This window comes from Micromonospora sp. II (genome assembly GCF_001709195.1).
In the GTDB taxonomy this organism is placed as follows: Bacteria; Actinomycetota; Actinomycetes; order Mycobacteriales; family Micromonosporaceae; genus Micromonospora; species Micromonospora chalcea.
In genome coordinates, this window is record NZ_LYXF01000035.1 from 587,391 (window position 1) to 604,278 (window position 16,888).

Annotated in this window: 17 protein-coding genes; 11 read left to right on the forward strand and 6 right to left on the reverse strand. The window is 72.5% G+C overall.

Translation table 11 applies throughout. From position 1 onward, the window contains the following. Positions 1-134 precede the first annotated feature (134 nt). From A8711_RS20640 to A8711_RS20675, 8 genes are all read left to right on the forward strand, one after another. A complete protein-coding gene (locus A8711_RS20640) occupies positions 135-1,472 on the forward strand; it encodes a cytochrome P450 (protein ID WP_176722849.1) in 1,338 nt (445 codons plus the stop codon). Then, entirely contained in the window at positions 1,469-2,344 is an 876-nt protein-coding gene (locus A8711_RS20645; RefSeq protein ID WP_064445321.1) for a terpene synthase family protein, read from the forward strand. Before A8711_RS20640 ends, A8711_RS20645 begins: the two co-directional genes overlap by 4 nt. Beyond that, on the forward strand, positions 2,341-3,888 hold the full coding sequence (locus tag A8711_RS20650) for a prenyltransferase/squalene oxidase repeat-containing protein (RefSeq protein ID WP_064445322.1): 1,548 nt from the start codon (positions 2,341-2,343) through the stop codon (positions 3,886-3,888). Before A8711_RS20645 ends, A8711_RS20650 begins: the two co-directional genes overlap by 4 nt. Positions 3,889-3,968: 80 nt before the next feature. Then, positions 3,969-6,449, forward strand: coding sequence for a nitrate- and nitrite sensing domain-containing protein (locus A8711_RS20655; protein ID WP_064445323.1), 2,481 nt, complete (start codon positions 3,969-3,971; stop codon positions 6,447-6,449). Between the two features lie 65 nt (positions 6,450-6,514). Then, positions 6,515-6,940 (forward strand): roadblock/LC7 domain-containing protein, encoded by a 426-nt coding sequence (locus tag A8711_RS20660; RefSeq protein WP_030503283.1) that lies wholly within the window; start codon positions 6,515-6,517, stop codon positions 6,938-6,940. Beyond that, positions 6,937-7,326 (forward strand): DUF742 domain-containing protein, encoded by a 390-nt coding sequence (locus A8711_RS20665; RefSeq protein WP_030503284.1) that lies wholly within the window; start codon positions 6,937-6,939, stop codon positions 7,324-7,326. Before A8711_RS20660 ends, A8711_RS20665 begins: the two co-directional genes overlap by 4 nt. Beyond that, positions 7,307-7,915 (forward strand): ATP/GTP-binding protein, encoded by a 609-nt coding sequence (locus tag A8711_RS20670; RefSeq protein WP_043329666.1) that lies wholly within the window; start codon positions 7,307-7,309, stop codon positions 7,913-7,915. Before A8711_RS20665 ends, A8711_RS20670 begins: the two co-directional genes overlap by 20 nt. An 11-nt stretch (positions 7,916-7,926) precedes the next feature. Continuing rightward, positions 7,927-8,409: a GNAT family N-acetyltransferase gene (locus A8711_RS20675; protein ID WP_064445324.1), complete on the forward strand. Its 483-nt coding sequence runs from the start codon at positions 7,927-7,929 to the stop codon at positions 8,407-8,409. Positions 8,410-8,418: 9 nt separating this feature from the next. On the opposite strand, the gene A8711_RS20680 is transcribed toward A8711_RS20675, so the two are convergent. Continuing rightward, the gene (locus A8711_RS20680) at positions 8,419-9,267 is read right to left on the reverse strand and encodes a LysR family transcriptional regulator (protein ID WP_043329670.1); all 849 of its coding nucleotides are present in this window, start codon (positions 9,265-9,267) and stop codon (positions 8,419-8,421) included. A 95-nt stretch (positions 9,268-9,362) separates the two neighbouring features. Here A8711_RS20680 and A8711_RS20685 point away from each other — a divergent pair, with 95 nt between their 5' ends. Beyond that, on the forward strand, positions 9,363-10,094 hold the full coding sequence (locus tag A8711_RS20685) for an SDR family oxidoreductase (RefSeq protein WP_064445325.1): 732 nt from the start codon (positions 9,363-9,365) through the stop codon (positions 10,092-10,094). Positions 10,095-10,240: 146 nt separating this feature from the next. On the opposite strand, the gene A8711_RS20690 is transcribed toward A8711_RS20685, so the two are convergent. Both A8711_RS20690 and A8711_RS20695 read right to left on the reverse strand, forming a co-directional pair. Beyond that, on the reverse strand, positions 10,241-11,017 hold the full coding sequence (locus A8711_RS20690) for a hypothetical protein (protein ID WP_069089103.1): 777 nt from the start codon (positions 11,015-11,017) through the stop codon (positions 10,241-10,243). Positions 11,018-11,096: 79 nt separating this feature from the next. Then, a complete protein-coding gene (locus A8711_RS20695) occupies positions 11,097-11,567 on the reverse strand; it encodes a YfbM family protein (protein ID WP_205797677.1) in 471 nt (156 codons plus the stop codon). Between the two features lie 84 nt (positions 11,568-11,651). On the opposite strand from A8711_RS20695, the gene A8711_RS20700 reads away from it, so the two are divergent. Next, positions 11,652-12,056, forward strand: coding sequence for an SRPBCC family protein (locus A8711_RS20700; protein WP_069089105.1), 405 nt, complete (start codon positions 11,652-11,654; stop codon positions 12,054-12,056). Between the two features lie 56 nt (positions 12,057-12,112). Then, positions 12,113-12,343: a hypothetical protein gene (locus tag A8711_RS20705; RefSeq protein ID WP_043329678.1), complete on the forward strand. Its 231-nt coding sequence runs from the start codon at positions 12,113-12,115 to the stop codon at positions 12,341-12,343. 109 nt (positions 12,344-12,452) lie between these two features. On the opposite strand, the gene A8711_RS31595 is transcribed toward A8711_RS20705, so the two are convergent. From A8711_RS31595 to A8711_RS20715, 3 genes are all read right to left on the reverse strand, one after another. Further along, positions 12,453-12,659, reverse strand: a complete 207-nt coding sequence (locus A8711_RS31595; protein WP_043329680.1) for a hypothetical protein — start codon at positions 12,657-12,659, stop codon at positions 12,453-12,455. Positions 12,660-12,732: 73 nt separating this feature from the next. Then, positions 12,733-13,689, reverse strand: a complete 957-nt coding sequence (locus tag A8711_RS20710) for a trypsin-like serine protease (RefSeq protein WP_233607910.1) — start codon at positions 13,687-13,689, stop codon at positions 12,733-12,735. A gap of 264 nt (positions 13,690-13,953) precedes the next feature. Further along, positions 13,954-16,809 carry an aconitate hydratase gene (locus A8711_RS20715; protein WP_043329693.1) on the reverse strand — a complete coding sequence of 952 codons (2,856 nt, stop codon included), beginning with the start codon at positions 16,807-16,809 and terminating at the stop codon, positions 13,954-13,956. Positions 16,810-16,888: the final 79 nt, after the last annotated feature.

A 16,888-nucleotide genomic window follows, 5' to 3' on the forward strand; every position in this document is an offset into this window, starting at 1 on the left:
ATCTGCGGCTCAGGATGGCATGCTCGCGAGCAACGTCACGGGTCGATACGAAGCCGCGACCCTGAGTCAACCGAGGGAGCGTTCAGGTGCCCGAACCAACGGACACACCGGGACCCACCGGCCGACCCCGAACCGTGCCGCTGCGGCAGATCCTGCCGGCGGTGCTCCGCGACCCCGCCCGGGCGCTCATCGACATCGGCAACCGTACCGAAGGTGAACTGGTCCGGCTGAACCTCGGCTCGTTCCGCCCCTACCTCGTCACCCACCCCAAGCACGTGCAGCACGTCCTGCGCGACCGGGCGGACAACTACGAACGAGCAGGCGACGGGCTGTTCTGGCGTCCGGTCAAGCGGCTGTTCGGCGAGGGCATCCTCGGCGAGGGGCAGATCTGGTCGGCCAGCCGGCGCATGCTCCAGCCGATGTTCACCGCCAAACGGGTCGAGGCGCTGGTCGACGGCATGGCCGACGCGATCCGCGACGCGGTCGACGAGCTGGACGAGCCGGCCCGCGCCGGCCGTCCGGTCGACATCGGCGTGGAGCAGGCGCGCATCGTCAGCCGAGCGATCATGAAGGTGCTCTTCGCCGACCGCATCTCGGTGCCGGACGCGATGCGCGTGATCGAGGCGCAGGACCGGATCGCCACCGCCGTCATCCCCCGCATCATCGTGCCGTTCGCGCCGCTGTCGCTGCCGATGCCGGGCGACCGCACGTTCGCCCGTGCCGTACGCATCGTGGACGACGTGCTGGTGCCGATCGTCCGCGAGACCCGCGAGTCCGCCGACCAGGGCGACGACGTCATCTCGACGCTCTGGCAGGCCCGCACCGACGACGGGCGGCAGCTCGACGAGCGGCAGGTCCGCAACGACACAGTGGCCATGTTCGCCGCCACCACCGAGACCACGATCAACGTGCTGACCTGGGCCTGGCCGCACCTGGACCAGCACCCCGAGGTGGCCGAGCGGCTCTACGCCGAGATCGACGAGGTGGTCGGGGGCGAGCCGGTACGCCGCGAGCACCTGAGCCGGCTCACGTACACCCGGATGGTGCTGGACGAACTGCTGCGGCTCTACCCGATCGGATGGATCATCCCGCGCCGCGCGGTCGCCGGGGACGTCATCGACGGCGTGCCGATCGAGCCCGGCGCGACGATGGCGGTCAGCCCGCTGATCACCCAGCGGATGCGGCAGTTCTGGGACCGCCCGGACGAGTTCGACCCGGAACGGTTCCGGCCCGAGCGGGTCCGGGCCCGGCACCGGTACGCCCACTTCCCGTTCGGCGGTGGGCCGCACCAGTGCCTCGGCATGTACCTGTTCTACCTGGAGGCGCAGCTCATCCTCGCCACCATGCTCAGCCGCTACCGGTTCCGGCTGCACCGCCCCGGCGTACCCGGGTTGCGGCTGGCCGCGGCGCTGCGGCCGCGCGAGCGGGTGGAGCTGACACTCGTCGCGGCCGGGCGGGCGGAGCGGGCATGACCGACGGGCCGACACCGGATTTACTCGCCGTCGCCGCGGAGCAGGGCCGGGTCTGCGCGCTCGCCGCGCAGGGCCAGCGCGGCCTGCGCAAGGCCGCCGCCGCGCACCCGGAGCTGTTCCCCGCGGACCCGTTCGACGCGACGCTGTTCAGCAGCATCGCCCAGGCGATGGCGTTCAGCGCCCCCTGGCACAGCGCCGCCGAGCTGGCCGTGACCAACCGCGCCGTGCTCTGGGGCTTCGCCGTGGACTGGCTGGTCGACCACCAGGCCACCAGCCGGGCCGAGGTCGACCGGATCACCGGTGTCTGCCTGGACGTGCTCGACGGCGCCGGCACCGACGACCCACTGGGCCGGTTCCTGGCCGAGCTGCGCGACGACGTGGCCGCCGCGCCCGGCTACCCGGCGCTGCGCGGCCACTGGCGTGCGGCGATGGAACGCACGCTCGACGCGATGGCCCGCGAGTGGGACTGGCGGCGCACCGGCCGCCCCACGCTCGCCGACTACCTCGCAAACGCCGACAACCTCGCCGCCACAGTGGTCAACGTGGCGCACTGGATCCACACCGGATCGGTGTCCACCGCCGAGGCGATGGACCACGCGGTCGCCGTCAGCGACGAGGTGCAGCGGGCCCTGCGGCTGGTGAACGACCTCGGCACCCACCGCCGCGACGCCGAGTCCGGCGACCTCAACGCGCTGCTGCTGGTGGACGACCCGGCCGAGGTCGAGCGGCGGTTCGCCGAGCAGGTCGACCACTGCCGCGTCCGGCTGGCGAAGCTGGCCGGTGAGGCGCCCCGGGAAGCCGACTTCCTGTCCCGGCAGCTCGGCTTCACCACCGGCTTCTACCGCAACACCGACTTCTGGGGCGTGCGGTGACGCTCACCGCCGGATCGGTGCCCGCCACCCGGTCCGGGACCGCGCACGACCTGGTCGCCGCGCTCACCGGCGAGCCGGCCGGGCAGACGTCGCCGTCGGTCTACGAGACCGCCCGGCTGGTCGCGCTCGCGCCCTGGCTGGACGGCCACGACCGGCGCCTGGCCTGGCTGCTGGCCCGGCAGCGGCCGGACGGCGGCTGGGGCGGTCCCGGCGGGTACGCGCTGGTGCCGACGCTGAGCGCGGTCGAGGCGCTGCTGACCGTGCTGCGTCGCGACGGCCCGGCCGCCGTGCCGGCCGCCGCGGCCCACCGGGGCCTGACGTTCCTGTCCGGCGCGCTGCGCGGCGACGCGCCGCCCGACCTGCCGGCCACCGACCTGATCGTGCCCGCGCTGCTCACTGCCGTGGACCGGCACCTCACCGGACCGGCCGGGCCGCCACCCGGGCTGGCCGAGTGGGCCGGCCGGCCCCGCCTGCCGCTGCCGGCCGGTCTCGACCCGGCCCGCCTGACCCGGGTACGCGCGCTGCTGGCCGCCGGGCGGCCCGTGCCGGAGAAGCTGGCGCACGCGCTGGAGGTCGCCGGTGAGCTGGCGTACCGGGCGGCCGGCGTGCGTCCCTCGGCCAGCGGCGCGGTGGGCGCCTCCCCGGCCGCCACTGCCGCCTGGCTGGGCCGTCCGGAGCCCGGAGCGGCGCTGGACTATCTGCGCGCGGTGGCCCGGCCCGGCCCGGTGCCCTGCGCCAGCCCGATCACCGTCTTCGAGCGCGCCTGGGTGCTCGGCATCCTGGTCCGGGCCGGTGTGCCGGTCGGCGCGCCCGAGCCGGTGCTCACCGAGCTGCGCGCCGCCGTCGGCCCGTCCGGCGCGGCCACCGCGCCCGGCCTGCCCGCCGACGCGGACACCACAGCTGTCACGCTCTACGCGCTGGCCCGGCTGGGCCGCGCCCCCGGCGTCGGGCCGCTGGCCGGGTTCGACACCGGACGGCACTTCTGCACCTGGCCGGGGGAGGACGGCGCGTCGCTGACCACTAACGCGCACGTGCTCGACGCGCTCGGCGAGCAGCCGAGCGGACCCGGCGTCACCGGCGCCCGCCGCCGGGTCACCGAGTGGCTGGTGGAGCGGCAGCAGCCGGACGGGCGCTGGGAGGACCGCTGGCACGCCTCGGCCTGCTACGCCACGTACGCGGTGCTGCTGGCGCTGGCCGACCACGCGCCCGACGGCACGGCGCGTGCCGCCGTCGAGCGGGGCGTCGCCTGGCTGCTGGACACGCAGCGCCCGGACGGCTCCTGGGGACTGTGGCACGGCACCGCCGAGGAGACCGCGTACGCGGTGCTCGCACTGGCCGGCGCAGGCCGTTCCGGGGACGCGCGGATCGCCGCGGCGCTCGCCCGCGGACGCCGTCGACTGTCCGAGCTGGACGGATGCGACGACGAACCGGCACTATGGCACGACAAGGATCTCTACCGCCCGACGCAGATCGTGCGCGCGGCGGTGCTGGCGGCCTCCGGCCGCGCCGTCGAGGCCGGACCCACCATGATCAGGATCGCTTGAATGGAGTTCACGACGGCTGCTAGCGTGCGCCGGAGTCGATCGGATTTCGGACCGACCGTAGACCGGGCCAGGACGGTGTGATGGGTTCCCGCAGTACGAATCTCCGTACGAAGATCATCGCGCTGCTGGCGTCGCTGACCGCGCTCTGGGCGTTCGCCGCGTGGGTGACCGTGCGGGACGGGTTCAACCTGCTCGGCGTGCAGACGCTCAACGCGCGCGTCTTCGAGCCGAGCGACCCGCTGCTGCAGGAGCTGCAGGCCGAGCGGCGGCTGTCGCTGCGCTATCTGGGCGAGTCCGATCCGGGCCGGCTGCGGGAGCTGGACGCCCAGCGCGCCCGTACCGACGAGACCGCCACCGCGCTGTGGCGCTCGGTGCAGGACTGGCGTACCGAGATCCCGGCCAGCGAGGAGCTGATGCAGCGGCTCGGCGAGCTGAAGACCGAGCTGGACCAGATCGGCCAGGTACGCGCCGACGTCAGCCGCAAGACCATCGACCGCACCGCCACGCTCACCGCGTACGACGAGGCGGTCGACGCGATCTTCGCCGTCTTCGACGCGCTCGGCGGCCTCGACGACGACGAGATCGCCAAGGACACCGCCGCGCTCATCGACCTCAACCGGTCCCGGGAGCTGCTGTCCCAACAGGACGCGCTGATCACCGGTGCGATCGCGGCCAACCGGATCACCGTGGCCGAGCAGACCGCGTTCGCCCGCCTGGTCGGCGCGCAGTGGTTCCTCGCCGACCGCACCGCCCGGGAGCTCGCCCCGACCGACCGCGCACGCTTCGAGCGGATGGTCGAGGGCGACGCGTTCCAGCAGTTGCAGACCCTTCAGGACCGGGTCCTCGCGGCCAAGGGCGCCGACGTGCGCCCGCCGGTGACCGCAGCGGCGTGGCAGGCCGCCGCCGAGCAGGCGATGGCCGACCTGCGCGGGGTGATCCTGGCCGGCGGCGAGGACATCGTGTCCCGGGCCATGCCGGTAGCGATCGGCGTCATCGTGCGGCTGGTGCTCGCCGCCGGTCTCGGCCTGCTCGCCGTCATCGCCTCCGTGGTCGTCTCGATCACCACGGCCCGGTCGCTGGTGCGGCAGCTCGAACGGCTGCGCGAGGCGGCCTTCAACCTGGCGCACGAGCGGCTGCCGAGCGTGGTGGAGCGGCTGGGCCGCGGCGACGAGGTGGACGTCGCCCGCGAGGCGCCGCCGTTGCAGTTCGGCGACGACGAGATCGGCCAGGTGGGCAAGGCGTTCAACGTCGTGCAGGAGACCGCCGTCCGCACCGCCGTCGAGCAGGCCGAGCTGCGCCGCAGCGTACGCGACGTCTTCCTCAGCCTGGCCCGGCGCACCCAGGCGCTCGTGCACCGGCAGCTCACGCTGCTGGACGCGATGGAACGCCGGGAACACGACGCCGAGGAGCTGGAGGACCTGTTCCGGGTCGACCACCTGGCCACCCGGATGCGGCGCAACGCGGAGAACCTGATCGTGCTCTCCGGCTCCACGCCCGGCCGGGCCTGGCGACGCAACGTGCCGATGGTCGACGTGGTCCGCGGCGCGGTAGCCGAGGTCGAGGACTACACCCGGGTCACGGTGCGCCCACTCGGCGAGGTGTCGCTGACCGGCCGCGCCGTCGGTGACGTCATCCACCTGCTGGCCGAGCTGATCGAGAACGGGCTCTCCTTCTCGCCGCCGCAGACCACTGTCGAGGTTCGCGGTCAGCTCGTGGCGAACGGCTTCGCCATCGAGATCGAGGACCGGGGCCTCGGCATGAGCCCCGACGAGCTGGCCGCCGCCAACGCGCGCATCGTCGACCGGTCCGAGCTGAACCTGGCCGACGCCGCCCGGCTGGGCCTGTTCGTGGTCAGCCGGCTCACCGAGCGGCACGGCGTCAAGGTGCAGCTCAAGGAATCCGCGTACGGCGGGACCACCGCCGTGGTGCTGATCCCGCGTGAACTGATCACCGCTGACGGCGCCGACGCGGCCGAGGCCCTTCCCGCACCCGGGACGGCCCTGCCCGTGGCGCCCGCGCCGGACCCGGTGCGGAGCACTCCGGCCGGCGACGGGCCGGCGATCCCGTCCGGCCCGGACGGCGCCGCCGAACCGGACCAGCCGGCCGAGCCCGCCCCGCAGGTGCCGGAGCCGGTGACGCGGGCGCCCCGGCTGACCCCGTCCGGGCTGCCGGCGCGTACCCGCAAGCGGCAGCCCGCGGTGGCCGGGCCCACCACGGAGCTGGCGGTGGTGGAGCGGCGGCCCGCCGCCACGACCGACGCGGCGGAGGCGTCGCCGGCGACGGAGCCGGAGACCGAGGCGGAGACGACGCCGGTCACCGACGCGGGACTGCCGGTCCGGGTACGCCAGGCCAGCCTCGCGCCGGAACTGCGGCACGACCAGACCGAGGCGGACGACGACGCCGCCGACGATGACACGGCGCGTGCACCGGAGCAGGTGCGCCGGATGATGAGCTCCTACCAGAGCGGCACCCGACGCGGCCGTACCGATGCCGCGCGCCTGCTCGGCGGGGCTCAGGGGGCCGGCGGTGCGCCGGCCGACGCGGACGAGCAGGTTACCTGACCGGGACGTCGACGCGACGGAAACCGGAAGCTGACGGCACACAGCCGGAAAGAAGAGGACGACGAGTGGCGCAGAAGACGGCTTCGAGCGCGGATCTGACGTGGCTGCTGGATGACCTGGTCGGCCGGGTCAAGCAGGCGGAGCACGCCGTGGCGCTCTCCACCGACGGACTGCTGATGGCCTCGTCCCGCGGATTGAGCCGGGACGACGGCGAGCACCTGGCCGCCATGGCGGCGGGCATCCAGAGCCTGGCCCGTGGCGCGGGCAAGCGGTTCGGCGGCGGGCAGGTGCAGCAGACCATCATCGAGATGCAGTCCTCCTTCCTGTTCGTCACAGCGGCCGGGCGTAACGCCTGCCTGGCGGTGCTGGCCTCGGAGGACGCGGATGTCGGCCTGATCGCGTACGAGATGGCCATGCTCGTCACCCGGGTCGGCCGGTTCGTCGCGTCACCGACCCGGGAACAGCCCCTCGGCGAGAACGCGGCACGATGACCGGCCGGGGGGAGTCCGCGGAGCAGGAGTGGGTGGACGACCACGCCGGCCCGGTGGTGCGCCCGTACGCGGTCACCGGCGGCCGGGCCCGCCCGGTGACCGGCACGTTCGACCTGATCTCGCTGGTCACCGCGACCCGCACGGATGTCGGGTCGGAGTCCGGGCTGGGCCCGGAGCACGTGGCGATAGTCGGCCTCTGCCAGCGGATTCTCTCCGTGGCCGAGATCGCCGCCCATCTCGACCTGCCGGTGGGCACGGTCCGGGTCCTCCTCGGAGACCTGGCCGCCCGCAGTCTGGTGCAGGTACGCGAGCCGCGCGCGACCACCGCCGGCCTTCCCGACGAGCACGTTTTCGAGGCGGTTATCAATGGACTACGGGCGCTCTGAGCGGCCGGCGGGCGCCGGGCCGCTGCCCACCGCGATCAAGATCCTGATCGCGGGCGGGTTCGGCGTCGGCAAGACCACCATGGTGGGCGCGGTCAGCGAGACCAAGCCGCTGCGCACCGAGGAGGTGCTTACCGAAACCGGGATCGGCATCGACGACCTGTCCGGCGTGGAGGAGAAGTCGACCACCACCGTGGCGATGGACTTCGGCCGGATCACCATCAGCGACGACCTGGTGCTCTACCTGTTCGGCACGCCCGGGCAGGACCGGTTCTGGTTCGTCTGGGACGAGCTGGCGCTCGGCGCGCTCGGGGCGGTGGTGCTCGCCGACACGCGCCGCCTGGCGGACTGCTTCCCGTCGATCGACTACTTCGAGGGGCGCGGCACGCCGTTCGTGGTGGCGGTGAACTGCTTCGAGGGGGCCAAGAAGTTCCGGCTCGACGAGGTGCAGGCGGCGCTCGACCTGGACCCGGGCGTACCTGTGGTGCTGTGCGACGCGCGCAAGCGTGAGTCGGCCAAGGAGGTGCTGATCACGCTGCTGGAACACGCCATGAAGCTGCGCGAGGCGCGCCGCCGCGCCGCCGGCGACTGAGGCTGCGTCGCATGACCGAGCTGAGTGTCCGGGCGATGTCACCGGAGGAGTTCGACAGCTGGCAGGACGAGCTTGCCGCCGGGTACGCGCGCGAGCACGTCACGGCCGGCAACTGGACGCCCGAGGAGGCGCTCGACCGGGCCCGGGAGGCCACCGCCGGCTTCCTGCCGCAGGGCATGGCCACGCCCGGCATGCTGTTCCTGGTCGGCGAGCTTGCCGACGGCTCACCGGTCGGCTGGCTGTGGATCGGCCTGACCCACCCTCGCGGTCTCGCCGACTGCGCGTTCCTCTACGACATCGAGGTGGCCGCCGGGCACCGGGGCCGGGGGCTCGGGCGGGCGCTGCTCGCGGCGGGGGAGCGGGCGGCCCGGGAGCACGGCGCCCAGGCGCTGGAGCTGAACGTCTTCGGCACCAACGAGACGGCGCGCAAGCTGTACGAGACGTCGGGATACCGGGTGGTCACCCAGCAGATGCGCAAGGACCTGCCCGCCTAGGCACGAGCGTCAGAGGCGGGTGGCGGTCCGGATCAGGCCGGCCAGCGCCCGGGACCGGCTGTGCGGTGGCCACGCGATGACTGTGGTCACCGCCGGCGCGTCCGGCACCGGCACGGTGGCCAGGTCGGCGAGCAGCAGCGACCGGGCCGACTCCGGCAGCACCACCACGGTCCGGCCGAGCGCGATGAGCTGGAACAACTGGGCGTGGTCCCGGACCTCGGGGCCGGGCCCGTCCGGATACGACCCGTCGGCCCGGGGCCAGCGCGGCATGGGCAGGCCCGGCAGCGCCTCCACCTCGGCCATCAGCAGGTGCGGTCGCCGGGCCAGCGGATGCCCGGCCGGCAGGATCGCCACCTGCGGCTCGGTGATCAGCTCTTCGGTGTCCAGCCCGGTCGTCGAGTCGTACGGCAGGTGCAGCAGCGCCACGTCGGCCCGCCCGTCGCGCAGCAGCCGTTCCTGCTCGCCGATGCCGCACAGCAGAACCTCGACCGGGACCGCGTCCGGCTCGGCGGCGTACGCGCCGAGCAGTTTCGGCAGCAGCTCGCTCGACGCCCCGGTCTTGGTCGCCAGCACCAGCCCGGGGCCACCGGTAGCGGCCTGCCCGGCGCGTCGGGTGCGGCGGTCGGCGGCGGCCACGGCGTCGAGTGCGGCCCGGCCCTCCCGCAGCAGCACCGACCCGGCCGCGGTGAGCGCGACGCTGCGGCTGTCCCGCTCCAGCAGAGTCACGCCGAGACGGCGTTCGAGCTGCCGGATCGCTCGCGACAGCGGCGGCTGGGCGATGCCCAGGCGCCGCGCGGCGCGGCCGAAGTGCAGCTCCTCGGCGACCGCCACGAAGTAGCGAAGCTCCCGCGTCTCCATCCCGCCACCGTACCGCCGCATCGATACCTTCCGGGTATCGCGCGCCACCGAAGCGGTGTTGGAGGCCCGCGCGGCCCGCGGACAGGATCGAGGGCATGAGCGAACGGACGATCGCGCTGGTGACCGGCGCGAACAAGGGAATCGGGTACGAGATCGCGGCCGGCCTGGGCGCGCTCGGCTGGCGGGTGGGCGTCGGCGCCCGGGACGAGCGGCGGCTCGCCGAGGCGGTGGCGAAGCTGCGCGCGGGCGGCGTGGACGCGTTCGGCGTACCGCTGGACGTCACCGACGACGCGAGCGTGACCGCCGCCGCCCGGCTGCTGGAGACGGAGGCCGGCGGTCTGGACGTGCTCGTCAACAACGCGGGCGTGACAGGTGGCGTGCCGCAGCACCCGGGCGACGTCGACCTCGCGACCATCCGGACCGCCGTCGAGGTCAACGTGATCGGGGTGGTCCGGGTGACCGAGGCGATGCTGCCGCTGCTGCGCCGCTCGGCGTCGCCCCGGATCGTCAACATGTCCAGCGGTGTCGGCTCGCTGACCCGGCAGAGCGCCTCCACCGGAGAGGACCAGACCGGGCCGCTGTCGGTGGCGTACTCGCCGTCGAAGAGCATGCTCAACGCGGTGACCATCCAGTACGCGCGGGCGCTGGCGGACACCGGCATCCTGATCAACGCCGCCTGCCCGGGCTTCACCGCCACCGACCTCAACAGCTTCCGCGGTGTGCGGACCCCGCAGCAGGGCGCGGCGATCGCGATCCGGCTCGCGACGCTGCCCGACGACGGGCCGACCGGCGGCTACTTCGAGGACGCGGGCACGATCCCGTGGTGACTCCGGTCAGCTTCTAGACGTGACTGAGCGTGACGCTCACGGCGGGGTATACCGCTCTCAGGTGACGTCACCTTCCCCGGACGACACGCCCGGACATGCGGTGGTCCATCAGAGCGCGGTGCGGACCGGCTGTCGAGGGTGGCCCGTCAGAACCACATCACCGGGTTGCCGGTGGCCACCGACGCCGCGCACAGCCGGCGCAGCGGCTCCACGATGTAGGCGAAGTCGCTGCCCGACCGGCTCCGGGTCCGCACCGCGAGCCGTTCGGGCGGCGGCTTGCCGTGGGCGCCCACCGGCAGCATCGCCAGCACCGTCCGCGTCCCGCCGGCGGTGAGCTCCACCCGGTCGCCGGGCAGCGGCCGCTGGCCGAACCGGACGGCCCGGAACAGCGTCACCGGCGGGTCGGCGGTGTCGACGACGAAGAAGCCGTCCGGATCTACCCCGGCCCGGAAGTCCGGGCCGAGCATGAACACCCCGTGGTAGCTCTCGACGTACTGCATCAGCACCCGGCCGGTCGCCTCGTCGATCAGTTCGACCCCGTCGGTGATCCGATCGGTGCGCGCGAACGCGTCCAGCTCGGCGAGCGCCACCGCCGCCCGGTCGGCCGGCAGCGAGCCGCCGTTGAGGTTCGGCAGCGCGGTGGCGAGCGTCGGGAAGCGCTCCGGGCCGGCGGCGCGTAGCGCCTGCTGGAACAGGCGTACGCCGGCCCAGTTGGAAACGTGCTCGCTCGCCTGCTCCATGGCCTTGTGCGGGCACGCCTCCGCCAGCCAGGCGTCGAACGTGCGGTGCGCGGCCTCGTTGCCCTCCCACTGCCGCAACAGCGCGAGACAGCCGTCCTCGTCGATGCCGACCGGTCCGACCGGGCACGGCGTGGTGAGGCCGTCCTGCCAGCACCGGCAGTACACGAACGCGTCGAGTCCCACGCCGGCACGCTACCGGCGCCCGATCGTCGGCGCGTACCCGTTTCCGCCGGCCCGCTTCCGTAGGCACGCTTCCGGCGGGTCACGTGATGGCGAGCAGCATGCCGTCCCCCTGTTCGGCCGCGGCGCGGTAGAAGTCACGCAGCGCGGTGAAGTTCGGCAGCAGGTAGGCGTCGAACTCGTCGGCGCCGTCGTCCCAGATGTGCGGGTAGATCTCGGCCTCCGACAAGGCTGCCGGGTCGAAGCGGGCCCGCAGCGTCGCCTCGTCGATCGCGTCGAGCCCGCCGGCCACAGCGCGGACGGCGTCGGGCATCAGCAGCCGGGCCGGGCCCATCCCCAGGTCCGGCCCGATCGGGTCACCACCCAGGACGGCCGGCCCGGCGTCGCCCCGGATCTCGTACGTGTCGCCGGTCAGTAGGTAGTGCAGCCCGTGCCACGCCTTGTCGAGGTCGAGCTCGTCCGGGCCACCCTGGAACAGGGTGTCGACCTTCTCCGGGTCGGCGAGGACCGCCGCCAGCTCCTCGGCGGACAGCCGGCGTGCGTTGAAGATCATGCCCACGGGGTGCCTCTCGGGGGTGCCGGTCGGAATCGGCGGCAGCGTAGCGTGCGCTTGCGACAGGCATGGCACCATCGGCTCATGGCCACTGACACCCGCCACCTCGCCGTCCACATCGACCGTCCGGTCGCGGAGGTCTACGCCTTCGCCGCCGACCCGGCGAACCTGCCCCGCTGGGCGCCGGGCCTCGGCGGTTCGGTGAACCTCGTCGACGGCCAGTGGTTCGTGGACACACCCGAAGGGCGGGCGCGGCTCACGTTCGCCCCGGCCAACGAGTACGGCGTGCTCGACCACGAGGTGCGGACGCCGTCGGGCGAGACGGTGTACGTGCCGTTGCGCGCCATCGCCGACGGCAGCGCCACCGAGGTGGTGTTCAGCCTGCGCCGGATGCCCGGCATGAGCGACACGGACTTCGACCGGGACACCGCGCTGGTCGAGGCGGATCTGGCCCGGCTCAAGGCCGTGCTGGAGAGCGCCGCCGGCTGAGAGGCGCGCGTGGTCAGTCGGCAGTCCGGCCCCGACAGTGGCAAGGAGGGCGCGTCATGCCCCTGCTGCGGATCCACCTCGACAGCGACCCGACCACCGCCCGCCGCGTCCTGCAGACGCATCGCGAGGGCGGCGTGCATCACGAGTCGCGGGAAGCGGCCCGGGAGCAGGTGTGGCGCCAGGGCCGCACCCCGGCCGGTGACCCGGTCTTCGTCGGCATCACCAACGGACGCCGCAACGTGCAACTGCTCTACGACGTCGAGGTCTACTCCGATACCGTCCCGTGAACGCACGCGGCACTCACGCCCCTGAAATGGGAATTGCGCGCCGGGCTCGGCCGGTGATCGTGAGCGGGACGAAATCCGACGCACCTGGGCGCCGAATGCAATTCTTGATTCAGTCGCCGATCGCGTCCCGCATTCGTTCCCTCGTCCAGTATTCGGACGGGTCGGTGGCACCCGGGCTCGGATTGTGGGTAGCGACCACCGGGCCGGGCGGCGCCGGCCGCGCCGCGCCGCCGTCGCGCGCCGCGACGACCACGACGGCCACAGCCACGGCGAGCGCCGCGACGGCGGCCGCGCCGAGCAGTACACGATGTGACATGTCGCCTCCTCCGGACCGGTCGACCGGTGCCGGTCCGCCTGGTGCGCCGGCGGCACACCAGGCGGACCGTCGTTCACCAGGTGTCGTTCGCGTACGTGTTGTAGAGCGTCCCCACCACCGCGGCGGAGAAGTACGGCGAGCCGTTCGTGTTCGTGCCGCTCGAGTAGCTCATCACCCCGTGCACGTCACCGCGCCTGGTGGTGTTGTCGTAGCTGTAGTACCACGGGCCGCCGCTCGAACCGCCCCCGAAGCCGCAGTTCATCTCGATCCGGTTGCTGCCCGCGTCCCGCGACGTGCCCGAGCAGACCCACTGGATCTCGCCGCTGTCCTTGTTGCTCGGGTAGCCGAAGACGTCGTAGTGGTACGCGCGCCCCCCGCCGGTGAGCAGGCCGTTCGCGCCGACCGCGTCCACGATCGACCGGCTGCCGTAGACGAGCGCGACGGCCACGTCGTACTGCCGCTCGCGGGTGCTGATCCAGCCGCTGGGCACCGCGAGCGTGGACCAGTCCCAGGTGCCGTACGGCTGCGCGCCGTTGCGGTAGGACGGCACGAACATCCAGTTCGCGGTGTGCCAGTCCCGGCCCGGCCCGTCGTGCACGCAGTGTGCGGCGGTGAAGACCATGTTGCGCGCCGGGCTGTTCACCACGCTCGCCGAGCAGTAATGGCCCAGGCCGTCGGTCGAGCTGGTGTAGAAGATCTTCCCCACCGTGATCGACTCGTTGAGCTGGGCGCCGAAGCCGCTGCCGTCCTTCGGCGCCACCGCCTCCGCGAAGCGCCGTACCCGCTCCGCCGTGGGGCTCTGGGTGACCGGGCCGGCGGCCTTCTCCACCTCGTCGGCGGGAGTGGCCGCCGCCATCCGCTCGGCCGTCCAGTATGCCCTGGCCTGCCCGGCCGACGACCCCACCTTGCGCTCGATCGAGGTCACCGCGGCCGGAGCAGCGGTGCCGGAGGTGGTGTCGGTGGCGGCCTGAGCCGGAGTGCCGGCGAGGATCGTCGGCAGGATCAGGATCGGCAATGCCAGAAGTCTCATCGACGTTTTCATGAATTCCTTCCCAGTGTTTCGATTCCCGTATCGAAAACTGGAGCGCCCCCGTGGTTCGTCGCGACAACCGAAACGTATCGACGGGCTTCGGCGCTTGTCAATGAATCATGGATGTCGATTCTGTGCATTGTCGGATGTGCGATCGGTCGCTGCGGGAATTCCATCCAGTCGCAATTTTTCGGGGTGGATGAGGTACGCAAAAGGGCCGCTCCCCGCCGGAGCGGGAAGCGGCCCTCGGTGAGCCGTACGGGATCAGCTGGCGATCATGCGGCGCAGCACGTACTGCAGGATGCCGCCGTGCCGGTAGTAGTCCGCCTCACCCGGGGTGTCGATGCGGACCACGGCGTCGAACTCCACACCGGTGTCGGTGGTGACCTTCACCGTGCGCGGGGTGTCGCCGTCGTTCAGCGCGGTCACGCCGCTGATCGAGAACGTCTCCGTGCCGGTCAGGCCCAGCGACTCGGCGGTCTCCCCGCCCGGGAACTGCAGCGGCAGCACGCCCATGCCGATCAGGTTCGAGCGGTGGATCCGCTCGTACGACTCGGCGATGACCGCCTTCACGCCCAGCAGCATCGTGCCCTTGGCGGCCCAGTCACGCGACGAGCCCGAGCCGTACTCCTTGCCGGCCAGGATGACCAGCGGGACGCCCGCCTCCTGGTACGCCATCGAGGCGTCGTAGATCGAGGTCTGCTCACCGGTCAGGTGGTTGACGGTGAAGCCGCCCTCGACACCCGGGACGAGCTGGTTACGCAGCCGGATGTTGGCGAACGTGCCCCGGATCATCACCTCGTGGTTGCCCCGGCGGGAGCCGTACGAGTTGAACTCGTGGCGGGCCACGCCGTGCTCGGCCAGGTACTTGCCGGCGGGGGAGTCCGCCTTGATCGAGCCGGCCGGGGAGATGTGGTCGGTGGTCACCGAGTCGCCCAGCTTCGCCAGCACGCGCGCGTCGGCGATGTCCTGCACCGGGGCCGGCTCCTGCTGCATGCCCTCGAAGTACGGGGGCTTGCGCACGTACGTCGACTCGCCGTCCCAGGAGAACGTGTCGCCGGTCGGGGTCGGCAGCGACTGCCAGCGCTCGTCACCGGCGAACACGTCGGCGTACGCGGCGCTGAAGCCGGTCGCGCCGATCGCGGAGGCGATGACGTCCTGGATCTCGGCGCTGTTCGGCCAGATCTCCCGCAGGTACACCGGGTTGCCCTGGGCGTCCTCGCCGATCGGCTCGTTGGCCAGGTCGATGTCCATGGTGCCGGCGAGCGCGTACGCGACCACCAGCGGCGGGGACGCCAGGTAGTTCATCTTGACGTCCGGGTTGATCCGGCCCTCGAAGTTGCGGTTGCCGGACAGCACCGACACGACGGCGAGGTCGCCCTCGTTGACGGCGGCGGAGACCTCCTCCGGCAGCGGGCCGGAGTTGCCGATGCAGGTGGTGCAGCCGTAGCCGACCAGGTTGAAGCCGAGCTTCTCCAGGTACGGGGTGAGGCCGGCGCGGTCGTAGTAGTCCATGACGACCTTCGATCCCGGCGCGAGGGTGGTCTTCACCCACGGCTTGCGGGCCAGGCCCTTCTCCACCGCGTTGCGGGCCAGCAGCGCGGCGCCGATCATGACCTGCGGGTTTGAGGTGTTGGTGCAGGAGGTGATCGCGGCGATCACCACGGCGCCGTGGTCCAGCTCGTACTCGACGCCGTCGGCGCCGGTCACGCGTACCGGATTGCTGGCCCGGCCGCCCGCGCCCACGGCGGCGGTCTCCAGGTCGCGCGGCGCGTCCGCCGGGTCGTTCACGCCGTTGGCGGGGGAGTCGCTGGCCGGGAAGGACTCGGCGGACGCCTCGTCGGCCGGGCCGTCGGCGCCGAACGGCTTCTCCTGCTGCGGCACGCCCGGCTTGCGGCCCGGGTCGCCGCCGGTCTCGTCGGCGGCCACGTAGTCGCTGAGCGCGGAGCGGAACAGCGTCTTGGCGCTGCCCAGCGGCACTCGGTCCTGCGGGCGCTTCGGGCCGGCCAGCGACGGCTCGATGGTGCTCAGGTCCAGCTCGAGGCGCTCGGAGTACTCCGGCTCGCGCTCCGGGTCGTGCCAGAGGCCCTGCTCCTTGGCGTACGCCTCGACCAGCGCCACCTGCTGTGCGTCGCGGCCGGTCAGCTCCAGGTAGCGGACGGTCTCGGCGTCGATCGGGAAGATCGCCACGGTGGAGCCGTACTCCGGCGACATGTTGCCGATGGTGGCGCGGTTGGCCAGCGGCACGGCGCTCACGCCGGGACCGTAGAACTCGACGAACTTGCCGACCACGCCGTGCTTGCGCAGCATCTCGGTGATGGTCAGCACCAGGTCGGTGGCGGTGGTGCCGGCCGGCATCTCGCCGGAGAGCTTGAAGCCGACGACGCGGGGGATCAGCATGCTGACCGGCTGGCCGAGCATCGCGGCCTCGGCCTCGATGCCGCCGACGCCCCAGCCCAGCACGCCCAGGCCGTTGACCATGGTGGTGTGCGAGTCGGTGCCGACGACCGTGTCAGGGTACGCCTGGCCGTTGCGCTCCATGATCGTACGAGCCAGGTATTCGATGTTGACCTGGTGCACGATGCCGGTGCCCGGCGGGACGACCTTGAACTCGTTGAACGCGGTCTGGCCCCAGCGCAGGAACTGGTAGCGCTCCTTGTTGCGCTCGTACTCCAGCTCGACGTTGCGCTCGAAGGCGTCCTCGCGGCCGAACAGGTCGGCGATGACCGAGTGGTCGATGACCAGCTCGGCCGGAGCGAGGGGGTTGACCTTCGTGGCGTCGCCGCCGAGGTCGCGTACCGCCTCGCGCATGGTGGCCAGGTCGACCACACAGGGCACGCCGGTGAAGTCCTGCATCAGCACCCGCGCCGGGGTGAACTGGATCTCCACGCTCGGGTCGGCGGTGGCGTCCCACGCGCCGAGCTGCTGGATGTGGTCGGCGGTGATGTTCGCGCCGTCCTCGGTCCGCAGCAGGTTCTCCAGCAGGATCTTCAAGCTGTAGGGCAGTCGCTCGTGGCCCTCCACCTTGTCGATCTTGAAAATCTCGTAGCTCGCGTCTCCGACGCGTAGCTGGGTCTTCGCACCGAAGGTGTCGAGGCTCGCCACGTCGTACTCCTTCACACCAGCGACCGTGAGTAGTCCTGAGCAGTTTGTCGCACCGACCGGAGCGCCGCCGTGCTTAGGCAACACTTACCTGCGT

Bases quoted from the DNA above. Each gene is read 5' to 3' on its own strand.
- A8711_RS20645 (WP_064445321.1), top strand. From the start codon at position 1,469: ATGACCGACGGGCCGACACCGGATTTACTCGCCGTCGCCGCGGAGCAG.
- A8711_RS20655 (WP_064445323.1), top strand. From the start codon at position 3,969: ATGGGTTCCCGCAGTACGAATCTCCGTACGAAGATCATCGCGCTGCTG.
- A8711_RS20665 (WP_030503284.1), top strand. From the start codon at position 6,937: ATGACCGGCCGGGGGGAGTCCGCGGAGCAGGAGTGGGTGGACGACCAC.
- A8711_RS20670 (WP_043329666.1), top strand. From the start codon at position 7,307: ATGGACTACGGGCGCTCTGAGCGGCCGGCGGGCGCCGGGCCGCTGCCC.
- A8711_RS20675 (WP_064445324.1), top strand. From the start codon at position 7,927: ATGACCGAGCTGAGTGTCCGGGCGATGTCACCGGAGGAGTTCGACAGC.
- A8711_RS20680 (WP_043329670.1), bottom strand. From the start codon at position 9,267: ATGGAGACGCGGGAGCTTCGCTACTTCGTGGCGGTCGCCGAGGAGCTG.
- A8711_RS20685 (WP_064445325.1), top strand. From the start codon at position 9,363: ATGAGCGAACGGACGATCGCGCTGGTGACCGGCGCGAACAAGGGAATC.
- A8711_RS20695 (WP_205797677.1), bottom strand. From the start codon at position 11,567: ATGATCTTCAACGCACGCCGGCTGTCCGCCGAGGAGCTGGCGGCGGTC.
- A8711_RS20700 (WP_069089105.1), top strand. From the start codon at position 11,652: ATGGCCACTGACACCCGCCACCTCGCCGTCCACATCGACCGTCCGGTC.
- A8711_RS20705 (WP_043329678.1), top strand. From the start codon at position 12,113: ATGCCCCTGCTGCGGATCCACCTCGACAGCGACCCGACCACCGCCCGC.
- A8711_RS31595 (WP_043329680.1), bottom strand. From the start codon at position 12,659: ATGTCACATCGTGTACTGCTCGGCGCGGCCGCCGTCGCGGCGCTCGCC.
- A8711_RS20710 (WP_233607910.1), bottom strand. From the start codon at position 13,689: ATGAGACTTCTGGCATTGCCGATCCTGATCCTGCCGACGATCCTCGCC.